The following is a 25,184-nucleotide window of genomic DNA, read 5'->3' on the forward strand; positions in this document are numbered from 1 at the left end:
CTGTGGTCGGGATCACGCTAGCGACTGCAGAGGGATGGATCCAATGAATGTTTGACATACCCCCATTGATGCCGTCAATTTACGGTGTGAGTGATTACGACTTGAATCTGGTGCGGACGTTCTTGCTGCTGTATGAGACCAGGAGCGTCACGCGCACGGCCGAACGTCTGTCGCTGACTCAGCCATCCGTTAGTCACGCGCTCGGGCGGATGCGAAAACAGTTCAACGACAACCTTTTCAGTCGATCCGCCGGGGGTCTCGAGCCCACTGAACTCGCCGGATCGATGTATCCGACGCTGCGCCAGGCGATAGAGGTCATCGATGGCGCGATCGGTGGCGTCGGACAGTTCGATCCAGCGACGTCGCGCCGAACCTTCCGGCTGCACGCGACCGACCTCGGGGAGATGAGTCTTCTCCCGTCGGTGCTCGCGAAAATTTCCGAGACCGCGCCAGGCGTCGATCTGCACATCACGCCGCTCGACTTCGCCGTGGTCGAAACCGAACTCCGGCAGGGGCAGGCCGATGCCGTCATCTGCACCCCGCGGATCACTGCCGCCGACTTCCAGCGAGATGTGCTCTTCCCCGACCACTACTGCGGCATCTGCAGTGACGCACACCCACGGATCGGGCGTACGCCGACACTCGACGAGTTCCTCGGTGAACGGCACATCGCAGTGGAGGTCGCGGCCGGGCACACCGACGTCGATCGGTCGCTGTCCTTAATCGGCTACTCACGGGATGTCGCTCTGCGGATCAGTCACTTCGCGGCCGTGCCTCAACTACTGGAGACGACGCCGTATCTCTCGATCATCCCGGCGTCGGTGGCGGAGCAATTCTGCCGGATGGCCGACGTGAGAACATTCGCCCTCCCCTTCCAGGTGCCCGCCGTCGAGATCTCGCTGTATACCTACAAACGTGTGCTCCCGGACCCCGGGACCGAATGGTTCCGCCGAACCGTGAAAACGGCGCTGACCGAGGCGGGGCCACGCTGAACACACGCAAGCGGTGAGTCCGGGCTGATGAAGGCCCGATCCGGGAGGCCCGATGTCGTGTCCAGAAATGGAACACGGCCCGACCTTGCCGAGCTGTCATGATCGTCACAACGCGGATGCGCCACCGGCACGATCTGGGCGCAGGCACCACGTTCTGGACATTGTCGACGACCTTCTCAGGGGACTTCTCATGGATCTGCACTACGACTCTCTGTTCATCGGTGGCGAGTGGGTTGCGCCGAGCGCCGGCGCACGAATCACGGCGATCTCGGCGAGCACGGAGCAACCGATCGGATCGGTGCCGGAGGCACAGGAAGTCGACGTCGACGCGGCCGTTGCGGCTGCCCGGCGCGCGTTCGACGACCCGGCCGGGTGGGCGCACTGGGCTCCGGCCGACCGCGCGGCTTCGATGGAGCGGCTCGCCGATGCGCTCGAGCGGCGCGCGGAGGAGGTCGTGACGCGGGTGAGTGCGCAGAACGGCATGCCTGTTGCGGTGGGTCGCCAGCTCGAGGGAGCTTTCCCCGTCCTCCTGCTGCGCTACTACGCCGGGCTGGTGCGCGAGTCGTCGATCGAGGAGACGCGCCCGGGGCTGCTCGGTGGCAACACCCTGGTCCGGCGGGAGCCGATCGGTGTGGTCGGGGCGATCGTGCCGTGGAATTTCCCGCAGACCCTCGCTGCGTTCAAGTATGCTCCCGCGTTGGCGGCGGGGTGCACGTTGGTGATCAAGCCGTCTCCGGAGACCGTCCTCGACAGCCTCGTGTTCGCCGAAGCCGTTGCGGAGTCCGGGATCCCGGCCGGTGTGGTCAACATCGTGCCCGGCGGTCGTGAAGTGGGTGCGCATCTGGTGGCGCACCCCGGCGTGGACAAGATCAGCTTCACGGGTTCCACCGCCGCCGGCCGATCCATCGGTGAGGTCTGTGGCCGGCTGCTGCGCCCGGTGACCCTGGAGCTGGGTGGTAAGTCCGCGGCGATCGTGCTGGACGATACCGACCTCGACCTGCAGGCGGTCGCCGAGAAACTCTTCACTGCAACACTTCTCAATAATGGTCAGACATGCTTCCTCGGGACTCGGGTGCTTGCCCCGCAGTCGCGGTATTCCGAGATCGTGGATTTGTTCACCGACCTCGCAGGCGCACTGAAAGTCGGTGACGCATTGGACGACACCACTCAGATCGGTCCCATGGCGACGGCGGCGCAGCGCGAGCGCGTCGAGCGGTACATCGCCAAGGGGCGCGGTGACGGTGCGCGTGTCACCATCGGTGGTGGGCGCCCTGCCGACCGAGACAAGGGATGGTTCGTCGAGCCCACGATCTTCGCCGATGTCGACAACAACCACACCATTGCCCAGGAGGAGATCTTCGGCCCGGTGCTGTCGGTGATCGCCTACACAGATGACGACGACGCCGTCCGCATCGCGAACGACTCCGACTACGGACTCGGCGGAACGGTGTGGACCAACGACCCCGACCGTGGGCTGTCGCTGGCGAATCGGGTGCAGACCGGCACCATCGGAATCAATACCTACCTGCCCGAACCCACCGCCCCGTTCGGGGGTGTCAAGGCAAGTGGGATCGGCCGCGAACTCGGCCCTGAAGCTCTCACGAACTACCAGCAGCTGAAGTCGGTCTACCTGGGCTGACGTCGCCCCGACTCCGGGAGTGGACGTAGACTCGACGGGAACAGCTCGGAAGGGGATGCCGGGACATGAGCGAACCCGACAACTCGTACCGCCCCCTCATCGCACAATCCTGGCAGCGGGTGGCGATGAGTGGGCTGTTTCCGGACGCGTCCGTGGACGACGCCGTGATCGAGGAAGTCGACAGGCGAAGCCGGCTCATGCTCGCCGCCACCCCGGTACTCGACGAAATGGCCGAGGAACTCGACGGCACCGGGTTCGCCGTGATCCTTGCCGACCGCAACGCCCGCCTTGTCGATCTCCGCTACGGCGAACGGCAGTTGCAACCGAAACTCGAAGAGGTCGGCACGGTGGAAGGCCGCCGTTTCCTCGAGGAAACCACGGGCACCAACTCGATCGCGACCGCGTTCGAGCTCCGACGCGGTATCGCTGTACGTGGCGAGGAACACTACATCGAGGCACTGAAGAGGTTCAGTTGTTACGGCCAGCCCGTCGTCAACCCGGCCACCCGGCGAATCGAAGGTGTCCTCGACATCACCTGTCTCAGCGAGGACGACAGTCCATTGTTGGCGCCCTTCGTGATTCGAGCTGCCCGCCAGGTGGGAGAGCGGCTTCTCGAGGAATCCCGGCAGGCCGAGTTGCGTGTCTTCCGCAGCTTCCAGGACGCGACCGTGCGCGCCCGGACCCGCCCTGTGATCGCCATCGGCGACGACATTCTTCTCGCGAACACCGCCGCGGTGCAGATTCTGCAACCGGCGGACCACGCGCTACTGCGAACATTGGCCGTCGGCGCGCCGAGCGACCGGGAAACGACCCAGGACGTACAGCTGTCGGCAGGGCCACTGCTCACCGCGTCGGTACTACGGGTGCCGGGTAGCGGGGCCGCCCTGTTCACGTTCGGAGAGGTGCAGACCCGATCGACGACGATGATTCCGGGACACGAGGCACCCACCGGGGCGCTGCTGATCACCGGTGAGCCGGGCACCGGTCGAACCACTGCGGCACGTGCTGCCGCCCACGACGATGCCACCTGGTTCGACGCAGCCCACGTTACGGATCAGGGCGTACGCACCTGGGCCGAGAAGCTGCGTGCTCGCCTTGCCGTGCGCGGCTGCGTCGTCCTCGAGGCCGTGGATCACCTTTCGTCGTCGCTCGCCCGCGAGGTGGCCGAGGATCTCCGCTCGGCGCGCGCCCGAGTGATCATGACCAGTGCGCCGGTCGACCAGCTGCTGCCCGAGCACGCCGGCGTCGTATCCGAGTGCGCGGAACGCATCGAACTCGCGCCGCTGCGCTATCGTCGGCCCGAGATTCCCGGCTTGGTGAACAAGATGCTCGAAGAACTCGGCGCGGCTGCGCACGTCCGGTTCACACCGGCTGCACTGGAGGCACTCGCCGGGCAACAGTGGGCCGGAAACCTTCGTGAGTTGCGCACTGCCGTCAAAGCTGTCTGTGATATCCGCAGTGCGGGTGACGTCACGGTCGCCGACATCCCAGAGCAGTGGCGCGGCCATTTGACTCGGCAGTTGACGCCACTGGAGCAGGCGGAGCGCGACACCATCGTCAAGGCGCTCAAGGACTCGGGAGGGAACAAGAAGGCGGCTGCGTGTGTGCTGGGGATCAGCCGCACCACGCTCTATCGCGCTATCCGGTCGTTCGGAATCGCCGATACGCCACCCTCATAGAGGCCCCTTCCATGGATCAGTGATGAAGAATCCTGCTGACGACGTCGCCGACAGCAAGGAGATGTCGATCCTCGAAGTACCGCCCTTCGAGGCACAGTCCGACGGACAATCCTTCGGAGGTGGATCTACCAGGCACGGATAGCATCGGGACCCCGGCGACCGAACCCGGCGTGGTGTTGCGCGTAATCGTGGAAAAAACCGGCTGTGGCTTCCCATCGACCTCGATCGTCTGATCCTGCCCGATCAGAGGTGGCAGGACATGCACCGTGGGGGCAATCAGTGCGGCTACGCCACTGGCGGCGAACGCTTCTGCATAGAGACGGCGAAGTCGCCACCGTAGACGGCGGGCTTGCTCGTAGGTGGATGCGGTGACCTGTGTCGATGCAATCGATTCGAATGTCGCTCGCACATCGGGTGATTCGATCGAATCGAGCAGGTCCGTCAAGTCGAACGGACCTGTGTGTCCGCGCGCATTGTTCACCCGCGCCGCGAGCAACCGCTCGGCCTCGTAGTAGACCAGGTCGATGCCGGGGCCGGCGGCGAGCGCGAGGTCGTCGGGCATCGACAATTCAATGATCTTCACTCCGCTCCTACGCAGATCGTCGAGCGCGAGATGCGTGGCGTCCGATACAGCGGATTCCATGTCCTCGTAGCGGCCGGGGACGAATCCCAGTACAAGATCGGATGGATCGCACGTCTCGACCTGGGAGTGTGTCCTCGTGATTACCTGGTCGACGATGCTTACATCCGTGACTGTACGGGCGTGGATCCCGATTGTGTCTCGCGACGAGGAAAGACTGACGACACCGTCGCTCGGGTACCGACCGGTAGTGGGACGGAATCCGACGATCCCGCAGAAGGCCGACGGCACGGTGACCGATCCGCCGGTATCGGTGCCGAGGCTGAACGGCACCGTTCCCAGCGCCACCGCCGCTGCACTTCCTCCGCTGGATCCGCCTGCGACACGCGACACGTCGAGCGGATTCCGGACGGGGCCGTAGGCGGCGTTGTTGCTCGTCATGCCGAAGGCGAGCTCGTGCAGATTGGTCTTACCGACAACTACCGCGCCGGCCTCGCATAGTGCGCTGACCACAGCAGCATCCACGTCGGGGACGTCGTGTGCGAGCAATGGACTTCCACCCGTGGTGGGAACGCCGGCCACGTCGATGTTGTCCTTGACTGCGAACGGCACACCGGCGAGCTCGCCGTCGGGGTCTGTGCGAGCGGCGTCGTCGACAATCGAGATGTAGGCGTTGTGTGAGTCTTTCGATGCTTTTGCTGCACTCCGGCAGTCGCCGACGAGCGCGCGGCGCTCGCCCGGTTCGAAGTCGAGCCATTCGCTGACGGTGAAAGTCATCGTGATTCCTTCGATGTTCAAGAACTATCGCGGATATCACGAAGAGGCCGCCTCGTTGCGGCCGAATCGGATTCCCGTGCCACTCGTTACGGTAGTGCCTTCGCCGATCGGCTACCAATGAATGTTCGCCATACCCCCATCGACGGTATTGATATCGAGGAAGCCGGATACAGTCAGCTTGTATGTGAGTTCTCCGAGATGCCGAGCTGTCGAGTCCACGGGTGTCCTTCGAAGACTCGCACGAAATCCTCCGCGAATTCTTCCAGGTCCTTGTGTCCCTGAGTGATGCCCAGGGTCGACTCGTTGGCGAGTGTCGCTCCGAGACTGGAGATCATCACCGACATCAACGTCGGGGGCAGGGCGTCGAGGTCGACACCCCGGGCGCGCAGAACCACCGTGAGCGCGGCAACCTGACTCTCGCGGTACCGTTCGGCATACGCTGCAATCTCGGTGTGGATCTCTTTGCGGTGATTCGCCAGGGCCATGAACTCCATCAGTAGCGCAGCCCCGCGTGGCTCGGTGGCGACTTCCCACAGTGCGCGGATCGGTGACTCGGAGGTGAGGGCCTTGCGTTGCCTCTCTAGGTTCGCCTCGGCGCCTCGGCGGAGTACAGCGACGAACAGATCGTCCATGGTGGGGAAGTAGTAGTACACGAGGGCGGGATTCACACCGGCCTTGGCTGCGACCCTGCGGGAGGTCGCCGCAGCGTAGCCCTCGTCGAGCATGAGGTCGCCGGTCGCCTGGATCAGCAGGTCGCGCGTCTCGTTGGTGCCTTCACGGCGACGTTTACGAGGAGCGCTCATGTGACGCTCCCGGCGCGTCCGATCCTTGACGCACTGATCATCCCGGTGCTATCCATGTGACGCAGCCTATCATTAGGCGATCGCCTAAACAGGCTGCTGGACGCGGTGTCGTTCTCGGCCCTGTTCCACCCGTCGGCGCGTCCGCGTTCCGATGCATGAGTGTGCCTACCTCGATCCGTATCACCCACCAACACTGCTTTATTCGACGATGGATTCCTTTCAGTGGGTATCCCCAGCGGTCCCGCGCACACGTCGATTCACCTTTCGAACCTCGAAGGAGAAGCTGAATGCCCTCAGTTGAACAAGATGTCCCCGCCGATGTCGTTACCGACCAGCGGTTGCTCATCGGAGGCGAGCTACGCGACGCCGCCATCGCATATCCCTCCGTCGACCCCGCTACCGGCGAGGTATTCGGCTACGCGCCGGACGCGTCCGGCGAGGATGCCGAAGCAGCCATCGCCGCTGCTCGCCGCGCGTTCGAAACCACGAACTGGGCGACGGACGTCGCCTTCAGGCAGCGCTGCCTCGACCAGCTGCATCAGGCGTTGCTCGATCACCTCGAGGACCTGCGGGAACTGACGATCACCGAGGTCGGTGCCACCGTCGCGCTCACGAAGGAAGCGCAGCTCGAGGGGCCGCTCGAGATCGTCCGCTACTACGCCGACCTGCTGAAAACCTACGACTTCAGTGAGGAGCTCGGCTCGGTCGAGTACCTCGGCCGGCAGCACCGACGCTGGGTGGAGAAGGAAGCGGCGGGTGTCGTTTCGGCCATCGTCGCCTACAACTTCCCCAATCAACTGGCGCTCGCCAAGCTTGCGCCCGCGCTGGCCGCGGGGTGCACGGTGGTGCTCAAGGCGGCCCCGGAGGCTCCGCTGGTCACCCTGTTCATCGCCGAGCTGATCGCCCAGCACACCGACATCCCGGCCGGTGTCGTCAACGTGCTGTCGTCGACGGATGTTGCCGTAGGTGAGGTGATGACGACGCATCCCGACGTCGATGTCGTCACCTTCACCGGATCCAGCGTGGTGGGCCGCAAGATCATGAAGGCCGCCGGCGACACATTGAAACGGGTGTTCCTCGAGCTCGGCGGCAAGTCGGCGTTGATCGTGCTCGACGATGCGGACTACGGGCCGATAGCACCGTACGCGGCATTCGGCATCACGATGCATGCAGGTCAGGCCTGTGCGCTCAACTCCCGGCTGCTGGTGCCGAGGAAGGATCACGACCAGATCGTCGAGGCTGTTGCGGCCATGATGTCGCGCGTTCGTTACGGAGATCCCCGAGAGAAGAAGACCTACCTGGGTCCGCTGATCAGCGAGAAGCAGCGCGACAAGGTGCACGGCATGGTCGAGCGGGCCGTTGCTGCGGGTGCGACGCTCGCAGCAGGCGGCGAGAAGGTCGATCCCGGCTTCTTCTACACGCCGACGCTGCTGGCCGGTGTGGATCCGGACAGTGAGATTGCGCAGGAGGAAGTGTTCGGCCCGGTCCTTGCGGTAATTCCCTACGACGACGATGACGATGCCGTGCGAATCGCAAACAACTCTGCGTATGGGTTGTCGGGTGCGGTGTTCAGCGGCGACGAGCAGCGGGCACTGAACGTAGCGCGCAGAATACGCACGGGCACTTTGGGTATCAACGGAGGGAACTACTTCCAACCCGACGTCCCGTTCGGTGGCTACAAGCAGTCGGGTATCGGTCGCGAGATGGGTAAGGCGGGCCTGGAGGAGTTCCTCGAGCTCAAATCACTGGCCACGATCCTGCCATAAATTGATCGATCGCCTAACCAGTGGTCGAAGGGGTGCTGGATTGTCTTCGGAACATTCCAATACCTGCAGGTAGATACGGATTGCAAACTCGGATGATGCAGCACCCCTTGACCGTGGTCGATCTTGAGTGTTAAACATATGACTAATATTCGAAAGGCTCGACCGCCAATCGGCCGCCACAGCCTCGGCGACCCCGCGACGACTGCCTGGACTTCGAAATAGTGCTGTGTTTCAACAGTATTCAGCTGCACTCACACGTGAACGGAGATGCGAAGTGACACGTGCGCGACGCTCCGAGCTGGCAACGCCGGCAAGCAACGAATCGATGTGCGCGGCCGCGGCCCGCTCCGACGCCGACCTGGTCTTCCTCGACCTCGAGGACGCCTGCGCACCGTCCATGAAGGAAGCCGCCCGAGGAATCGCGGTGCACGCGTTCACCGAGCTGGATTGGGGGCGCACCACCCGCGCGGTCCGGATCAACGGGCTGGACACACCCTGGTGTCACGATGATCTGATCGAGGTCGTCACCGGCGCCCGCGACGCACTCGATGTGATCATCGTGCCCAAAGCCCGCACCGCGCGCGATGTGTGGTGGGTCGACGTCATGCTCACTCAGCTCGAGTCGAAGCTCGGCCTCGCGACGCCGATCGGTCTCGAACTGCTGATCGAGGAAGCGGAAGGCCTGCTCAACGCCCAGGAAATCGCGAAGGCGAGCCCACGCGTCGAGGCCGTCATCTTCGGTGTCGGCGACCTCTCGGCCTCACTGCACGCCCGCGTCGGCGGAAACTTCCGACCGGCTGCCGGCACCTATCCCGGCGACTTCTGGCACTACGCGCGTGCCCAGGTTCTCGCCGCGGCTCGCGCAGCGGGCGTCGACGCGATCGATTCCCCCTATCCGGACTACGCCGATGCCGACGGATACCGCACCGACGCCGAACACGCCGCGATGCTCGGCTTCGACGGAAAATGGGCCATTCACCCCAGCCAGGTACCGGTCGCCAACGACATCTTCACGCCGACACCGGATGAGATCGCGCACGCCCGAACACTTGTCGACGGCTACCGCGCAGCGCAGATCGGAGGCGTCGGCGCGCTCGGTCAGGACGGCCAACTTGTCGACGCCGGGCATCTGCGTCTCGCCGAGAACGTACTGGTCAAAGCAGAACTCACACAGACAGAACATGGTGTCGCACGATGAGCACAGCCGAGGGCAAGGGTCGTCTCGAGGGCAAGGTCGCCGTCGTCACCGGCGCCGGGTCCGGCATCGGGCGGGCGAGCGCCAACCTATTCGCCCGCGAAGGCGCCATGGTGGTCTGCGCCGACATCAGCGGCCAGGAGAAGGACACCGCGGACGAGATCGGCAACGCTGCGGTCGCGGTGCACGTCGACGTGGTGAACTCGGCGGACGTGCGCGACATGGTCACCGCAGCGGTCGACTCCTTCGGTCGCCTCGACGTGCTGTTCAACAACGCCGGGCTCAGCGGTAAGCGCGGCCCCATCGCGGACCTCGACGAAGAAGCGTTCGACAACGTCGTCGAGGTCAACCTCAAGGGCGCCTTCCTCGGAATCAAATACGCGATCCCCGCCATGATCGCCTCCGGTGGTGGTTCGGTGATCAACACGGCCTCCGCGTCGGCGCTCGTCGGATGGAAGGGCATCGCGGCGTACTCCGCAGCGAAAGGCGGCGTCGTGCAACTCACCAAATCGGCCGCGCTCGACTACGCGACGAGCGGCATCCGGGTCAACGCGATCTGTCCGGGCATGACCTGGACGGGACTCGCCGGCGCTGCCGCCGACGGACACGTCGCCCCACCCACCGGAGAGGGGCAGGTACCACCCCAGCCGATGAAGCGCTGGGGAGTCCCACAGGAATTAGCCAACGCCGCACTGTTTCTCGCCAGTGACGAATCGTCGTTCATCACCGGGGCGGCCATCCCGGTCGACGGCGGCTACGTCGCACGCTGACCTGCACGACTCGACTCCGAACGGGGCCCACAGTCATGACACGACCATTCCGATTCGCCGTCCAGGCGACCAAAGCCACCACCGCCACCGAATGGCGCGACACCGCCCGCCGCGTCGAAGACCTCGGCTTCTCCACGCTCTTCCTCTCCGATCACTACCTCGGCCCGGGGCCGGCGCAGGAGGAGGCCCGGTGGCCACCGCAGTACCTCGCTCCGATCGCCGCGATGTCCGTCGCCGCAGCTGTCACCAGCACTCTGCGTGTGGGATGCCGGGTGTTCTGCACCGACTACCACGTTCCGGGTGTGCTGGTGAAGGAAGCGGCGACCCTCGACATGTTGTCCGACGGCCGGCTCGAATTCGGTATCGGGTGCGGCTGGAGCGAGCCTGAATACGTCGCCATGGGTGTGCCCTTCGCGCCCGCACCGGAGCGCGTGTCGAAGCTCGAAGAAGTCGTCGCACTGTTCAAAGCGCAGTGCTCGGGTGCGCCACTGGATATCAGCGGCACGCACGTCACCGCGAAAGACTATGCCGGACTGCCGCTGCCGGTGCAGAGGCCGCACCCTCCGATCATCATCGGGGGCAGCCGCAAGAGGGTGCTGTCCCTGGCCGGTCGTGAGGCCGACATCGCCAGTATCAGCACGGTGTCGTTCGAACCGGTCAACGGGCAGGGGCGCACCCCGCAGCAGGAAGCGGTCACACGACTGCAGTTCGTCCGGGATGCAGCGGGAGAGCGCGTCTGCGACCTCGACATCGAGAGCTCACCCTTCTTCATCAAGATCACCGACGATACCGAGACCACACTGAACAAGATCGCATCCCGCCTGCGTATCAGCGCGGACGGGCTCGCGGACCATCCGAACGTCCTGGTCGGCGGTGTCGACGAGGTCGCCGACCAACTGCTGAAACGTCGCGAGACCTTCGGCGCCAACTACATCTCCGTGCAGCAGAGCAATTTCGAGGATTTCGCTCCCGTCGCGCAACGCCTCGCAGGACTCTAGAGAAGGACAGACATGACCAAGAGATCACGTTTCAGCGAATACAAGGACCGGTACGCGAACTACAAGTTCGAACTCACCGAAGACGGCATTCTGTTCATGCAGTGTCACACCAACGGCGGGTCGCTGGTGTGGGACTGGAAATCACACGACGACATGGCCGACGCCTTCGCCGACATCGCAGGCGACCGCGAGATCAAGTGCCTGATCCACACGGGCACCGGCGAGAATTACAACGCCGACTGGGGCTACATGCCCGACGGCTCGCCTATCGACACTCCGATCTACCAGGCGATGCCGGGCGATCGCGGACTCTGGAAACTCGACGAGAAAGCCTGGTACAACCGCAATCTCATGTTCAACGTCCTCGATGTCGACGTGCCGATGATCAGCGCGATCAACGGGCCCTGCAACATCCACTCCGAGGTACCGCTCATGGGCGACATCGTGCTCGCCTCGGACACCGCGTGGTTCCAGGACGTGTCGCACTTTCCGCGCGGACAGGTCCCCGGCGACGGACAGCACGTGATCTGGAACTTCCTTGCCGGGCACAACCGCGGCCGCTACCTGCTGCTCACCGGTAAGAAGCTGTCGGCGGAGGAAGCCAAGGAATGGGGTGTCGTCGCGGAGGTGCTCCCGAAGGACAAGCTGCTCGATCGCGCGTGGGATCTGGCCCGCGACCTCGTCAAGAAGCCGCCGCTGACCCTGCGGTACACCCGTCAACTGTTCACCCACCAGCTCAAGCGCGCATTCCTCGACCAGATGAACCAGGGCATCGGTTACGAAACCTACGCGCAGCGCGCATTCTTCCCGGTCGGCGGTTACATGCAGCCGCTGGACCGCGCTTGGGACGACAAGCCCTGGACGAACCCGGACGAAAACACTGTCGCGGATGCCGGCAACCATCGCGCAGCAACTCCCGCGGAAGGCTGACCCATGCACGCGCTCGACGGAATCAAGGTCCTGGACCTGGGCACCTTCATCGCCGGACCGTTCTGTGCGACGGTGCTCGGTGAGTTCGGGGCGGAGATCATCAAGATCGAGCGGCCCGGCGTGGGCGACCACCTGCGCCGATTCGGAACCGAGACGGAGTGCGGAGACACCCTCGTCTGGCTCAGCGAAGCCCGCAACAAGCGGTCGGTGACGCTGGATCTGACCGATCCTCGCGGACAACAGATCCTACGGGAGTTGATCGCCGACGCCGACATCGTCATCGAGAACTTCCGGCCGGGCGTGATGGAGCGCTTCGGTTTCGGGTTCGACGAGATCCACGCGATCAATCCGCGCACCATCATGCTGCGGGTGTCCGCCTACGGCCAGAGCGGACCCAACCGCGACCTTCCGGGCTTCGCGCGGATCGCCCACGCGTTCTCCGGCTTGGCCTACCTCGCCGGAGAACCGGACGGACCGCCCGTGACGCCGGGGTCGACGTCCTTGGCCGACTACATGACCGGACTGTACGGGGTGATCGGAGTGCTCACGGCACTGCAGGCGCGGGAACGCACGGGCTGCGGGCAGGTCGTCGACCTGGCACTGTACGAAACGATCTTCCGCGCGCTCGACGAGCTGGCCCCCGCGTTCCAGCAGTTCGGCTTCGTCCGCGAGCGGATGGGCGCCGACACCGTCAACGTCACCCCTCACAGTCACTACCAGGCGGCGGACGGCGGATGGGTCGCGATAGCCTGCTCCCACGACGACATGTTCGTCCGCCTCGCAAAGGCGATGGGAAACCCGGAACTGGCGAGCCCGGATCTGTTCGGCGCCAAGGCCGCGCGGCTGAAAGCCCGCGGCGAGGTGAACGCCCTCGTCTCGGCGTGGGTCGCGTCGCTCAGCCGCGACGAGGTGATCGAACGATGTGTCGAGGCGGAGGTGCCGGTCGGGCCCTTGTATTCGATCGCCGACATCGCCCGAGATCCGCAGTATCTGCACCGCGGCACCATCACGACCACGGAGTCGCGGATCGGCCCTCTCGCCGTTCCCAACGTCATTCCCGCACTGTCCGACACTCCCGGCGAGATCCGATGGCTGGGCAGAGAACTCGGCTTCGATACCGAACCCGTTCTGCAAGACCTTCTTGCTCGAACCCCGAGTGAGATCGCGACCCTGCGCGCGGACGGCGTGATCTGACCCGAACGTCACAGATTTGCTACGAGAAAGGCGCTATACCATGGCAATCCAAGAAAAGTTGGCCACCGGCCAGGGGAAGTTCACCCCGAGATACCCGGATCTGGGAACCGGGCCCGTCAGCTACGACGATGCCGTCTCCGAGGAGTTCTTCCTCGCCGAACGCGAAGCGGTGTTCAAGCGGTCGTGGCTCAAGGTAGGGCGGATCGACCAGCTGCCGCGTGTCGGCAGCTACTTCACTCGTGAACTCGTCGGGCTCGGCTCGATCGTCATCGTCAAGCAGGCCGACGGCACAGTCAAGGCCCTGCACAACGTGTGTGCCCACCGCGGCAACAAGGTGGTCTGGCAGGAACATCCCGCCGAGGAGACCAAGGGCTCATGCAAGGCCTTCACCTGCAAATACCACGGCTGGCGCTACGGCCTCGACGGTAAAGTCGACAAGGTCACCAACGAGGATCAGTTCTTCGACCTCGACAAGGGCGCCCTCGGTATGCCCGAGTTGCACTGCGACACGTGGGCCGGCTTCATCTTCGTCAACTTCGACCCGCACGCTCAGCCGCTGCGCTCGTTTCTCGGTGAGAAGTTCACGGCGGTCGAGAACTATCCTTTCGAGAAGATGACGGAGCACTACGGCTACAAGACCAAGGTCAAGGGCAACTGGAAACTCTCCATCGACACCATCCTCGAGTGGTACCACCCGCCGTATGTGCATGGCCGATTCATCGATCGTGACGTGTCGAAGGCGGAGAAGCTCGTGCCGCCGCCGGACTCCTACTACTACGACCTGTTCACCTCGCACATGCTCAACTCGGTGCCGGGCCCGCCGCAGCTACCCCCGCGCAAGGCCGGTGAGCTCGGCCCCGCCGAGCGCAACCAGCGCTGGATCTACAAACTGCTGCGCGCCGGCCTGTTCGGACCCGACGACGTGCAGGACATCGGCCCACTGCCCGATGTCCTCAACCCCGGCAACATCAAGTCCTGGGGCAACGACGCCTACTGGTTGTTCCCGAACTTCTCGGTGCAGATCTGGGCCCGCAACTTCTACATCACCTACCAGTACTGGCCCGAGACGGTCGGGGAGCACAGCTACGAGCTCGATATCTACTTCCCGCCGCCACGTAACGCCGCGGAGCGTCTCGCCCAGGAGATGACCGCTCAGACCACCATCGAGTTCGCGATGCAGGACTCGAACACCGTCGAGGCGACGCATTCGGCCCTGGCGACGGGCGCCAACCGGGAGTTCCACCTGTCGGATCAGGAACTGATGATCCGCAACTTCCACAAGGTTGTCCGCGACACGGTCACCACTCACCAGAACCTCAGCTCCAAGTAAGGACGAACTGATGACGACTTCGACTCTGCCGGAAGCATTCCGGGACCTCGAGCCCTTTGTCGACGAGTGGGCTCTGAACACCAGGCAGGAACGCTACGACACCCGCATGGACCGGACCATCGATCAACTCGACCACTTCTACGACGCGATCGCTCCGCGTGCCGAAGAGGCGATCGACTACCTCAACGGCTTCGATTTGCAGGAGCTGCCCGAGGCCGAGACCCGTCTGCTGCACCTGCTGTATTCACTGGTCATGGTCTCGTACCCGGTCAACGTGTTCCGGCAGCCGAAGATCCCCGATTCCGGTGCCGCGTTCTTCGACACCGTCGTCGAACCTGAGGTGTGACGCCATGGCCTACAGCATGACCGATATCGGACCCACGACGGGCGTCGAGATCAGCGGCGTGTCCGGGGCCGAACTCGTAGACCAGGAGGTCGCCGATGTAGCGCTGGATGCGCTGAACCGGCGCGGCGTCGTCGTCTTCCGCGAGGCGAACCTGTCCGACGACGAACTTGTCGCGTTCAGTCGGCTGCTGGGGAAGGTCGCGCAGCTCCCGCTGGGTGGCGACTCGGAGCATCCGGAGATCCAGAAGGTCACCCGCGATGCGACGCAGAGCAAACTCGCTGCTTATCGGCAGGGTACATTCTTCTGGCACATCGACGGCACCACCGCCGAGATCCCGGACAAGGCGACCGTCCTCATGGCGCGGCAGGTGTCCGACGACGACACCGGCGATACCGAGTTCGCGAACACCTACGCCGCGTACGAGGAACTGCCGGACGACCTCGCGGCAGAACTCGAGGGCGCACGCGTGGTGCACAGCTTCACTGCATCGCAACTGCTCGTGTATCCCGATCCCGATCCGAAGGAGCGGGCGGCGTGGGACCGCAATCCCTCGCGCGAGCACCCGCTGGTCTGGACCCGCGGGTCCGGAAAGAAATCCATGGTGCTCGGATCCACCGCCGAGCGGGTCGTCGGGAGAACGGACGACGAAAGCACGGAACTGCTGACGCGACTATTGGATTGGTCGACTCAGGACCGCTTCACCCTTCGGCACAAGTGGCGGGTGGGTGATGTCGTCATCTGGGACAACACCGGCATGCTGCATCGCGCCTGCCCGTACGGAGAGCAGTCGGCTCGTCTGATGCTCCGCACATCACTCGTCGGTGAGGAGGTCGTGCAATGACCGCCAAGGTCGCACTCGTGACGGGTGGCGGCTCGGGTATCGGCCGGTCCATCTCCCACCGACTCGCCGCCGACGGCTACGCGACAGCCGTACTCGACCTGAACGCCGCGTCGGCCAAGACGGTCGTCGAGGAGATCCTGGAAAGGGGCCATACCGCCATGGCGTTCGGTGACGTGGATGTGTCCGATCGGTCGCAGGTGGACGCTGCCGTCGAAAGCGTGCGGGAAAGCCTCGGACCGGTATCGGTTCTCGTCAACAATGCCGGCATCACCGGATTCAAGAAGTTCGGCCACATCACCGACGAGGTGTGGGAGCGAACCCTCGCGATCAACCTGTCGGGCCCGTTCTACGCGTGTCAGGCAGTGGTGCCCGGCATGGCGAAGGCGGGGTGGGGGAGGATCGTCAACATCTCGTCCTCCAGCGCACAAGGCGGCCAGCAGTTCATGGCGCACTACGTGGCGTCGAAAGCGGGGCTCGTCGGATTCACGAAATCACTCGCGTTGGAGCTGGGTCCGGATGGTATCACCGTCAACACGATTCCACCGGGGTTCGTGGACACCCCGATGCTGCGCGGGTCGGAGAAGGACGGACTGCTCGGCGGCAGCGTCGACGAACACGCCGACCGCACCCCCGTCCGACGGCCGGGTAAGCCCGAAGATATCGCTGCAGCGTGTTCGTTCCTCTGCTCGGAGGAGGCCGGCTACATCACGGGCCAGATCATCGGCGTGAACGGCGGGCGCAACACCTGACGCCCGACATATCGGTGGCGGTTGCAGTACCACAGCGTTCCCGCGACGATTCCAGCCTCCCGCGAGTGCAATTGCACGTGCAGGAGGCTGGGATGCGCGCGGGAAGGGGAGGTTGCGGGCAGTGGGGCAAGGGTAGGACGACGGCCTCGCGGCCCTCGCCGTGCGACACGGGGTCGACGTGGAAGAGGCAACTGACCGGTCTCGATGTGATCCGTGATCGCACTGGCCTAAGATCAGCTGTCATGGGTCCCACCGAAACCACGCCCGGGCAGGTCTGGATCGGGCGCACCTGGAAGCGCACAGTCTTGGCTCGGAATCCGAGGGTGTCCCAGAATCGGTGCAGGTCATCGAGGCACCTAGCAGCGTGATCTACTACCGCTTGCCGGCGCTCGATCGGGCTCGACTCGACGAGGCGACGGAGTAACATGACCGCCGTTGCCGACCACCCGAGGTTCGGTCAGCTCACCTACACCTCCATCGACCGCCCCGGCTGCGCCGGCGGCGGTACTTGGCAGATCAAACAGACCTCCGGAAACATCAGCGCAGACGAAGAGGAAAGACTGCTCGCGGGTGTCGTGACGCGGTTCGAACCGGCCCGACAGATTCCTCGGTCCCCGACCGCCGAGGAGGTGGAGAACCGCCCCCGTCGACTGGTGTACACACCGGGGGGCGGAAACTCAGGTCTGTACTGGCACACCGTTCCGGCGGGCGCGGACTACTCCGGTCGGCCGGGAAACGTGTTCGCCCACGCACTTCTCGACCGGCGCACCGACGCGGCGGGCGGCCTCAGGCCGATCGAACGATGGCGCTCGGCCGAGTGGCTCACGCCGTACGGGCCTCGCGACGTCGCTGCCGCGATTCTCTCTTCCCCGGAACCTCGGCCGAGTGATGTCGCTTCACGTGCTGCCACGGTGGACTTCCTCCTCGAGCGGAACGCATCGCGGATCGGTCTCTTCAGCGTCCTGCTCGACGCGATCGATCGAGCATTCCGCGGTGGTTCGCCCGTCGTCCTCGGCTGTGCGGATTCCGACAGTGCAGCCGGATGGATCGCCGCGGTCTCCCATTTCATGTCGCCGGGAACGGCCCGGAACTTCGGATGGTCGACCTTCGACAGGTTGCACAGTGTCGACGACACCGTCGCGCGGGGGGCGCATCTCGTCGCGGTTCCGCTCGAGGACCTTCCGGGCGACAGTCCAGGATGCGTCGTGTTCGGGGAGGACGAATCGCCGTCTCTCGGCGTGCTCGACGGAGGACCGCACCTCGTCGACAACGGCGACATGGTTCCCGTGACCCCCTGGTCGCGGCTGGCGCAGATCGTCCTCGTCGACGAAGCGGTCGCCGCCCGCACCCTCGCTCACCAGGACGAGATCGCGAGGAAGGCGGGCGACAACGGCCTGTCGCCGATGTGGCCGCTGGCGATGGCGGTGGTGGCAGACGGCGACCTGCACGACTCGTTGGACGAAGCAACGACGGTCCTGCTGGAACATAGCCCCGACACGGCGATGGGATCGGAGTTCGCGTCGCTGATCGCCGACGTGGTGGACAGCAGTTTCGGCGACACCGCGGAGCAGGCAGCCCGCGTCTTCGGCACATGGCACGCCGACGGCCGGCTGGCCCCGGTAGTAGGCACCCTCGCCGGGCGGGTTTTCGCGTTCCGCGTGTTCCACGATCGCGCGTGGTTCCGGAACGCCGACCCATCGGATCGTGCACTGCTCGAATACTGTGATCGCACTCCCGAGCTGGTGACGGAAGCCGAGCGCATCCTCAGCGCGCTGCGAAACCGCCTGTATTCCGCGTACGAGATCGAAGACGTGGCCATCTCAGCACTCCAGGTGCTCGATGCGATCATCCGAGCCGATCTCATGAGCGATGTCGGCGACGAACTGGCCCACGAGATTCTCGAGCTCGTGGTGGTGCCGGTGCTGTGCGACGACACCCAAGGTCCGCGGCTCGTCACGGAGGTCGGTGCGGTCGGCCGATCGACGTGCATGGACTACCTGCAGCCCGCAGTGAGCAGCCACTTCGACTTCATCGGCAGCCCGCCCGGCTCTCGTCTCGAACCGTCCGTGCTGGCGTTCGTCGCGAGCAACATCGCAGACGTACCGGCGTTCGGCGACTTCGCAGCGGATCCGTCCTTGGTGAACACCACCCAGAGCGTCATCATCGCCGAAGGGGTCTTCGCCCTCGCAGAACGAGGGGAAGGGCAGCGGGTGCGGAGCGAGCTGGCGGTCGTCGCCCTGTGGCGGGCATTCTACGAACTCGACCAAGGCTCGGGAGTGATCCCGGGCTTGGACGACGTCGTTGCCGCGCAGCAATGGACGGCCGCAGAGTGGCGTCAGATGGTTCAGACGTATCCGAGTGTGGTTGCCCCGCGCTTCCTCCAGGATGCTGTGGTGTGCGAGCAGTGGAGCACGGACGTCGAACTACTGGCCCGGCACATCCTGAACCTGCTGGACCATGCAGGAGCCGCGCCGTGGCAGGAAGATCCGCGGCACGACGCACTGGCCGGGGCGTGGGCGTTGATTCGGCTGAGGAACAGCTGGGACGGGATCTCCCAGCAGGAACTCGATGAGGACCTCGGGCGGTACGGACTGCCGACGATCACCGACTACGCCCGGCACTACGAAGCGGATCTACCCGATGACGTGCTCGCCGGCCTGGCAGTGTGCATCGTCGCCGCGAAGGCCCGGTCCGCGGTACTTCCCGCGCTACCACCGCAGCATGTTGCTGCATTGGCCGACGCGGTCGAAGTCAACGCCAGGTTCGTCGTCGATTCGATCGTCGAGCTTGCGCAGGCCGGTGCACTGGACGAGAACTGGCTGATCTCCTACGCGGTGCTGAGTTCGCCAGGTTCCCCGGATGTGGTCCTGGTATCCGAAACTGTTGGTGTTCTGGCCAATTTCGTCGTCGAGTCCGACGTCGGTCAGCGTGGCATCCTCGACGAGGTCGCCGCGGAGATTCTGCCGGAGCCGTGGAACCTCGGCCCGCGGGACCGTCGCGGGGTGCAGGCGGCGGTGAGTGCCGAACTCATGGAGTTCCGCGACCGCACCGTCGACCTGGCCCGCGACGCGTATGCGACCTTCGTCGAAGGGTGGTACGTGCAGCGGGTGGCCGACGCGGAGCGCGCGGTGTCCAGACTGAGGGGATCGTTCTGAGTGGGGGGATCGTTTCGAGTGCGCTCGCGCGCGACCACGGGATGCGCGACATGACGGGTGGACGCTGCCGTAGATTCGTCCGTTATGGGGTGTTCGTTGCGTCTGAGACACTGTCTCCAGCAGGTCCGAAGTGGGACCGGGCATGGACATGTCGGTGACGACTCTTAAGGTGATCTTGCCCGCCTCTGTCGACGGGTGGATACCGTGGAAGCGAGGTGAGTCGAGTGGGTATGGAGTCGAGGGAGAACGACCCTGAGCTGAGAGACCGCGTTCAACGTCTGCTCGCGTTCTTGTCCGACCTCGTCAAAGCCCGCAGTGCGCCCGTCCGGGTGCTCGACCAACATCGTGGTGTGGTGCCCCTCGACGAGGGCAACCTCGACATCGGGCTCAGTGCCGATGCCGCAGCAGGCGACGTCGTCCTTCGCGCGCGGCGTGTTCACCTCGAAGACCCCCCGCGGCCCCCGGAGCTGCTGGCGACGCATGTGCAGGGGGCGATCGACGACTCCACCGTCGAACCCACCCTCGACCCCCGCGCACCCGAATCCGAAGGGTACGACGCCTGGCTCACCGAATGGCGGGCATGGGCGGCCGTCGACCGTCAGCGACGCCCCGCATCACAGCTCTACACGTTCCTGCAGCGCGCGGTGCTCGACCTCGAAGCCCAGCCCGAATCGATGGAGCTCGTGCTCGCGTCGGGGTTGCTGCAGCTTTCTGCCGATGTGGCGGGCCAGGAAGTACGGACGCACCTGATCACGCAGTCCACCCTCGTCGAGCGTCACTTGGAATCCGGCGATCTGCTGGTCCGGTTGAATCCCGACGCCGGCCCGGCGCTCGAAGACATCCAAATCCTCGCAGGGTTGGAGGTGTTCGATTCGTCCAGCACCCGCAACCTGCAGGAATCTCTCGTCACCCAGGTGGCCTCACCTGTCGACCCGGCAGCCAGGGTGTTCCTCAAGGACTGGGCCGATCGCGCCCTCACCGTCCGCGTCGACGTGGTCGACCACGCAGAGGACGCACCCTCGCCCGAGATGTTCCTGACGCCGTCGCCCGCACTGGTGCTGCGCAAACGCGGCGCCCATGCGCTCATCGAGTACTACAACCGCATGATCGAGGCCGCCGCCGACGAGTCGAACCCGGTGCCGCTCGGTCTCGCCCAGCTCGTCGAAGCGATCGAACCGGCCGACCGCGTCGCATGGCTCGACCGCACCGGCGCGTCCGCCGCCCACCTCGCGGACGGCGACCCACTGTTCCCGCTGCCCACGAACGAGGAGCAGCGCGACATCATCGACAGGCTCACCGGCGACAGCGGTGTCGTGGTCGAAGGTCCGCCGGGCACTGGCAAGACTCACAGCATCGCCAATCTCGTGTCGTCGCTGCTCGCACACGGCCAGCGCGTATTGGTGACGAGCGAGAAAGCGCAGGCGTTGCGCGTCCTTCGCGACAAGCTGCCGCCCGAGCTGCAGGATCTGTGTGTGTCGGTGACGGACGCCGCACGCGGAGGATCCGCGGAACTCAACCACAGTGTAAGCGAAATCGCCACGCGCAAAGCGCAATTCAATCAGCGACGGGCAACGCAGCGCATCCGCGACCTCGCAACCCAACGCACCGACGCGACGCGTCGGCGCGCCACGCTCACGCAGCAGCTTCGGCAGACGCGGGCGGAGGAGACGGTCGTCCACCCCGAGGTTGTCGTCGGCTATCAGGGCACGCTTGCGTCGATCGTCCGGCAGGTCCGCGCACAGGAAACCCGCTTCGGGTGGCTGCCCGCGCCCCTTCTCACCGACACGACACCGCTGAGCACCGAAGAACTCCACACCCTCTTGTCGCTGCACCAGCGGTCGAGCGCCGAGCGCGCTCGGCGCCGGCACCAGGTCTTCCCGGAACTGTCCCTTCCCGGCGCGAGCGACGTGCAGTACGCGTGCAACGCGGTCGCGCAGGCATCGGGTGAAGTGGCGGGCAGTGAAATGTCAGGACTGCTGCGGATCCTCGAGGGGGCGTCCCCCGCGGCGCTCGAGCACATCCGAGGTCTCTGCGAACACCTGCAGGGCGCCCTCCAGGACGCCGAACAACTCGACCCGCGATTCCAGCGCGTCGCCGACGACGTCCTGTCCGGCAAAGCCCAGCACCTGTGGGGGAAGACTGCCGAGTTCGCAGTTCTGGTGCAGGCCGCGCAGGAGGCCGACCGTTTCATCGGCGCCAACGTGGTGGAGACGCCGGTGTCAGGCCGGCACGCATTCGAAGCGTACGACGCGCTGGCCCGCAAACTGGATGCGGGGGAGACGTGGCGCAGCGGTCTCGCCCGGTTCCGGCGGAGCGACGAACAACATGCGGTCGAGGCGCTCGGCGAGGCCGCGACCGTCGACGGTGTTGCGGCCACCACTTCTCACACGGTGCGGGTCGTCGCCGAGCACCTTCGCGCCTTCGACGCGGTCCGGGTGATGGGGATCGTCCTCCACGACCTCGGCATCGACATCGCACCCGACGAGTCGCGCAGCCGGGCCGTCGGAACTCTGGCGTTCGTCAACCGGGAACGTGAGGTCATCGACAGCCTCGTCGCGCGGGTGCGCAGTGTCGAACTGGCCTTGCAGGAGATCAATCCCGGGGCGCCGCGGATCGCGAACATCGAACAGGCGCGCTCGGTTGCGGAATCGGCTCGGGCCATCGCCGCCGCAGGCACTGCCGACGCCAACAAGACCTGGCTCGAATCCGTCGCCGTGTATGTGCGCGACGAGATCAGCGGTGGAGTGTCGCCCGAAGGGCGCGCACTGGTCCAGGCTTTCTACGACGCAGACTTCGCAGCCATCAACGCGGCGCTGGACGCGTGGGGCCACGCGGTGGGCGAGCACCAGGAGGAACTCGAGCGTGTTTCCCTGCACGCACGATTGACAGCCTCCGCGCCCGCGCTCGCGCAGGCCATCGCCAGGGATCCGAGTAGCCCCGAGTGGCCGGCCCGCCTCGCCCAGATCGAACGCGCGTGGGCGTGGCGTCGCGCCGAGGAATGGGTGCGGCACACTCACGAGCGTCGCGACGGCGGGCAACTCGAACACGACCTCGACGCCATCGAGGCAGATATCGCTCACCTCACCGCTCAGCTCGCCGCCGAGAAGGCGTGGAGCGCCTGTCTCGATCGCACCACTGCCGAGCAGGTCCAAGCCCTCCACTCGTACCGCGACCACGTCACGAGTATCGGAAAGGGCACCGGCAGGTACGCGGAGCGGTATCGCGCAGCGGCTCGCGGTGCCATGCAGGTCGCGCAAGGAGCGGTACCTGCCTGGGTGATGCCGTTGCAGCAGGTATTGGATTCGATTCCGGCCGAACAGAATTCGTTCGACGTCGTCATCGTCGACGAAGCGAGCCAGGCCGACATCAGCAGTCTGTTCCTGTTGTGGCTGGCGCCGCGGGTGATCGTGGTGGGCGACGACAAACAGTGCGCACCGAGCGAGATGTCACTGGGTGCGCTCGACGGTGTGTTCAATGGTCTCGATTCGTACCTGCCTGACATCCCGAAGTACCTGCGCGACAGCTTCACTCCGAGGTCGAGTGTGTTCTCGTTGCTGAGGTCGCGGTTCGGCAGCGTCATCCGGTTGCGGGAGCATTTCCGGTCGATGCCTGAGATCATCGAGTGGTCCAGCAGTCAGTTCTATGCGGATGCGCCGCTGGTTCCGGTGCGGCAGTTCGGTTCCGACAGGCTCCCTCCGCTGCGCACCACCTCGGTCGCGGGCGGTGTCGCTGCCGGTCAGAATTCGTCGTTGACGAACCATGTCGAAGCCAGTGCTCTCGCCGATACTCTCGTGCAATGCCTCGACGACGAGGCATACGACGGCAAGACGTTCGGCGTGGTGGTGCTGCAGGGGCAGGCGCAGGTCGACGTCATCCAGAACGAACTGCTCGACAGGCTCACCCCGGATCAGTGGGAACAGCGCAGGCTCCGCGTCGGCACACCCCCGGATTTCCAGGGCGACGAGCGGCACGTGGTGTTCCTGTCGATGGTCGTCGCGCCCGAACAGAACATTGCGGCGATGACGAGGACCGAATACCAGCGGCGGTTCAATGTTGCTGCGTCGCGGGCGCAAGATCAGCTGTGGTTGTTCCATTCGCGGACGGCCGACACACTGCGGTCGTCGGACCTGCGGCATTCCCTGCTCACCTACATGCAGTCGACGTCGCCGACACCTGCCGCGCCGATGCCGGAGGGCGTGACGCGCGCCGAACGGCATCCGGCATTCGGCAGCTTTTTCGAGCAGCAGGTGTTTCTCGACGTCGTTGCTCGCGGCTATCACGCGAATCCGCAGGTGGAAGTGAACAGCCGGATCATCGACCTGGTGGTGACGGGTGCGGCAGGCAAGTTGGCCGTTGCGTGCGACGGCGACCATTGGTACACCAGCGCCGAGCAGCAGCGTGCCGACCTCGAACGTGAGCGTGAGCTGCAGCGGAGCGGATGGAGGTTCTGGCGGGTCCGTGAATCCGAGTACTACCTCGATCCGGCCGCGGCGATGGCCGGCCTGTGGAGTGAGCTCGAACGGCGAGGCATCACCCCCACCGCCGACGATGCACAGTCCGTTCTCGACGTGGGCTGGACGCCGGTCGAATTTCTGGACGACAGTCCGCAGACCGACGACCTCGTTGATTTCGTGGAGCCGCCGGTGGTGCAGCAGGCTGAAGCAGAGCTGGTTGACGAAGCAGAGTTCGTTGAAGAAGCAGAGCTCGCTGAGGTTGTGCCCGGAAGGGTTCCGGAGCGAGACATGGACTCTGCCATCACCGAGGTCTTTCCGGTGATCACGGTGCCGGTCGTCGAAACCGCCGAGGTCGGCGATTCGTCGACGGTCGCGGAGTCGTCAAGTCTCGAAGACATCATCATCGATGCGCTCGGGGACGAGTCGTATCCGGTGGTCGAACTCGCCGGCCGGCTCGGTATGGACTGGACGGACGTGCTCGCAGTGCTCGAAAACCTCGTCGTCGCAGGGGCGGTGGACGAGATCTCAGCGTTGGGGGAGCGCAGGCAGTATCGGGTTGCGAGGTTCGGTGACCAGCCGGTCGAGGTGCGGGAGCGGAGTTGATTGTTGCGTCGGACGGTGGGGCAGCGGAGCACTCTCATTGAGCACGATGTTGCTTGTCGGACACGCATATCAGGATCGGCGCATGCGGTCCGTAAGTCGCTGGCTGTGTCGTTGGCCCATGCGTGTGCAGAGGCGTGGAGGCGGTCGCCGGGATCATCGCTGGGCTGGTCGAGTTCGATCTGACGTACTTCGAGGATGTCGACTTTGACCTTGCCATACGTGGTGGGTAGTAGGACTGCGGCAGGCTCGACGGACTCCGCACCGTCGGCTGCGCGCAGGACCTCCAGGTGCGGGGCTGCTCCGAGTGGCCGGTCGACAAGATCGAGGTCGACGGTGGCGCGGTAGGGATTCGACAACCGTGACAGTACGGCGAGGCCGCCGAC

At 65.0% G+C, this 25,184-nt stretch carries 17 protein-coding genes; 15 read left to right on the top strand and 2 right to left on the bottom strand.

The window, feature by feature from the left end:
* Positions 1-86 precede the first annotated feature (86 nt).
* From ACZI8W_RS02735 to ACZI8W_RS02745, 3 genes are all read left to right on the top strand, one after another.
* Entirely contained in the window at positions 87-992 is a 906-nt protein-coding gene (locus ACZI8W_RS02735; RefSeq protein WP_463366934.1) for a LysR family transcriptional regulator, read from the top strand.
* Between the two features lie 190 nt (positions 993-1,182).
* Positions 1,183-2,631, top strand: coding sequence for an aldehyde dehydrogenase (locus tag ACZI8W_RS02740; RefSeq protein WP_463366935.1), 1,449 nt, complete (start codon positions 1,183-1,185; stop codon positions 2,629-2,631).
* 65 nt (positions 2,632-2,696) lie between these two features.
* A complete protein-coding gene (locus tag ACZI8W_RS02745; RefSeq protein WP_463366936.1) occupies positions 2,697-4,310 on the top strand; it encodes a sigma-54-dependent Fis family transcriptional regulator in 1,614 nt (537 codons plus the stop codon).
* A gap of 16 nt (positions 4,311-4,326) precedes the next feature.
* Here the strand turns inward: ACZI8W_RS02745 and ACZI8W_RS02750 are convergent, their stop codons facing one another.
* Positions 4,327-5,667, bottom strand: coding sequence for an amidase family protein (locus tag ACZI8W_RS02750; RefSeq protein ID WP_463366937.1), 1,341 nt, complete (start codon positions 5,665-5,667; stop codon positions 4,327-4,329).
* Between the two features lie 173 nt (positions 5,668-5,840).
* Positions 5,841-6,470, bottom strand: a complete 630-nt coding sequence (locus tag ACZI8W_RS02755; protein ID WP_463366938.1) for a TetR/AcrR family transcriptional regulator — start codon at positions 6,468-6,470, stop codon at positions 5,841-5,843.
* A 287-nt stretch (positions 6,471-6,757) separates the two neighbouring features.
* Here ACZI8W_RS02755 and ACZI8W_RS02760 point away from each other — a divergent pair, with 287 nt between their 5' ends.
* The 12 genes from ACZI8W_RS02760 (at position 6,758) to ACZI8W_RS02815 (ending at position 24,801) form a co-directional block, all read left to right on the top strand.
* A complete protein-coding gene (locus ACZI8W_RS02760; protein ID WP_463366939.1) occupies positions 6,758-8,236 on the top strand; it encodes an aldehyde dehydrogenase family protein in 1,479 nt (492 codons plus the stop codon).
* Positions 8,237-8,510: 274 nt separating this feature from the next.
* Positions 8,511-9,434, top strand: a complete 924-nt coding sequence (locus tag ACZI8W_RS02765) for an HpcH/HpaI aldolase/citrate lyase family protein (RefSeq protein WP_463366940.1) — start codon at positions 8,511-8,513, stop codon at positions 9,432-9,434.
* Entirely contained in the window at positions 9,431-10,201 is a 771-nt protein-coding gene (locus ACZI8W_RS02770; RefSeq protein ID WP_463366941.1) for an SDR family NAD(P)-dependent oxidoreductase, read from the top strand. The genes ACZI8W_RS02765 and ACZI8W_RS02770 overlap by 4 nt, the downstream gene beginning before the upstream one ends.
* 35 nt (positions 10,202-10,236) lie before the next feature.
* On the top strand, positions 10,237-11,199 hold the full coding sequence (locus ACZI8W_RS02775) for a TIGR03621 family F420-dependent LLM class oxidoreductase (RefSeq protein ID WP_463366942.1): 963 nt from the start codon (positions 10,237-10,239) through the stop codon (positions 11,197-11,199).
* A gap of 12 nt (positions 11,200-11,211) precedes the next feature.
* The gene (locus ACZI8W_RS02780) at positions 11,212-12,129 is read left to right on the top strand and encodes an enoyl-CoA hydratase/isomerase family protein (protein ID WP_463366943.1); all 918 of its coding nucleotides are present in this window, start codon (positions 11,212-11,214) and stop codon (positions 12,127-12,129) included.
* Positions 12,130-12,132: 3 nt separating this feature from the next.
* Positions 12,133-13,323 carry a CaiB/BaiF CoA transferase family protein gene (locus ACZI8W_RS02785; protein WP_463366944.1) on the top strand — a complete coding sequence of 397 codons (1,191 nt, stop codon included), beginning with the start codon at positions 12,133-12,135 and terminating at the stop codon, positions 13,321-13,323.
* A gap of 40 nt (positions 13,324-13,363) precedes the next feature.
* Positions 13,364-14,653, top strand: a complete 1,290-nt coding sequence (locus ACZI8W_RS02790; RefSeq protein WP_463366945.1) for an aromatic ring-hydroxylating oxygenase subunit alpha — start codon at positions 13,364-13,366, stop codon at positions 14,651-14,653.
* 10 nt (positions 14,654-14,663) lie between these two features.
* On the top strand, positions 14,664-14,999 hold the full coding sequence (locus ACZI8W_RS02795; RefSeq protein ID WP_463366946.1) for a hypothetical protein: 336 nt from the start codon (positions 14,664-14,666) through the stop codon (positions 14,997-14,999).
* A 4-nt stretch (positions 15,000-15,003) separates the two neighbouring features.
* A complete protein-coding gene (locus ACZI8W_RS02800; protein WP_463366947.1) occupies positions 15,004-15,840 on the top strand; it encodes a TauD/TfdA dioxygenase family protein in 837 nt (278 codons plus the stop codon).
* A complete protein-coding gene (locus ACZI8W_RS02805) occupies positions 15,837-16,589 on the top strand; it encodes an SDR family NAD(P)-dependent oxidoreductase (RefSeq protein ID WP_463366948.1) in 753 nt (250 codons plus the stop codon). Before ACZI8W_RS02800 ends, ACZI8W_RS02805 begins: the two co-directional genes overlap by 4 nt.
* 425 nt (positions 16,590-17,014) lie before the next feature.
* A complete protein-coding gene (locus ACZI8W_RS02810; RefSeq protein WP_463366949.1) occupies positions 17,015-19,744 on the top strand; it encodes a GAP1-N2 domain-containing protein in 2,730 nt (909 codons plus the stop codon).
* Positions 19,745-19,974: 230 nt separating this feature from the next.
* Positions 19,975-24,801, top strand: coding sequence for an AAA domain-containing protein (locus ACZI8W_RS02815; RefSeq protein ID WP_463366950.1), 4,827 nt, complete (start codon positions 19,975-19,977; stop codon positions 24,799-24,801).
* Positions 24,802-25,184 lie beyond the last annotated feature (383 nt).

The sequence above is a fragment of the Rhodococcus ruitaii genome (assembly GCF_055230935.1).

Bases quoted from the DNA above. Each gene is read 5' to 3' on its own strand.
- ACZI8W_RS02740 (WP_463366935.1), top strand. From the start codon at position 1,183: ATGGATCTGCACTACGACTCTCTGTTCATCGGTGGCGAGTGGGTTGCG.
- ACZI8W_RS02745 (WP_463366936.1), top strand. From the start codon at position 2,697: ATGAGCGAACCCGACAACTCGTACCGCCCCCTCATCGCACAATCCTGG.
- ACZI8W_RS02750 (WP_463366937.1), bottom strand. From the start codon at position 5,667: ATGACTTTCACCGTCAGCGAATGGCTCGACTTCGAACCGGGCGAGCGC.
- ACZI8W_RS02755 (WP_463366938.1), bottom strand. From the start codon at position 6,470: ATGAGCGCTCCTCGTAAACGTCGCCGTGAAGGCACCAACGAGACGCGC.
- ACZI8W_RS02760 (WP_463366939.1), top strand. From the start codon at position 6,758: ATGCCCTCAGTTGAACAAGATGTCCCCGCCGATGTCGTTACCGACCAG.
- ACZI8W_RS02770 (WP_463366941.1), top strand. From the start codon at position 9,431: ATGAGCACAGCCGAGGGCAAGGGTCGTCTCGAGGGCAAGGTCGCCGTC.
- ACZI8W_RS02775 (WP_463366942.1), top strand. From the start codon at position 10,237: ATGACACGACCATTCCGATTCGCCGTCCAGGCGACCAAAGCCACCACC.
- ACZI8W_RS02780 (WP_463366943.1), top strand. From the start codon at position 11,212: ATGACCAAGAGATCACGTTTCAGCGAATACAAGGACCGGTACGCGAAC.
- ACZI8W_RS02785 (WP_463366944.1), top strand. From the start codon at position 12,133: ATGCACGCGCTCGACGGAATCAAGGTCCTGGACCTGGGCACCTTCATC.
- ACZI8W_RS02790 (WP_463366945.1), top strand. From the start codon at position 13,364: ATGGCAATCCAAGAAAAGTTGGCCACCGGCCAGGGGAAGTTCACCCCG.
- ACZI8W_RS02795 (WP_463366946.1), top strand. From the start codon at position 14,664: ATGACGACTTCGACTCTGCCGGAAGCATTCCGGGACCTCGAGCCCTTT.
- ACZI8W_RS02800 (WP_463366947.1), top strand. From the start codon at position 15,004: ATGGCCTACAGCATGACCGATATCGGACCCACGACGGGCGTCGAGATC.
- ACZI8W_RS02805 (WP_463366948.1), top strand. From the start codon at position 15,837: ATGACCGCCAAGGTCGCACTCGTGACGGGTGGCGGCTCGGGTATCGGC.
- ACZI8W_RS02810 (WP_463366949.1), top strand. From the start codon at position 17,015: ATGACCGCCGTTGCCGACCACCCGAGGTTCGGTCAGCTCACCTACACC.
- ACZI8W_RS02815 (WP_463366950.1), top strand. From the start codon at position 19,975: ATGGAGTCGAGGGAGAACGACCCTGAGCTGAGAGACCGCGTTCAACGT.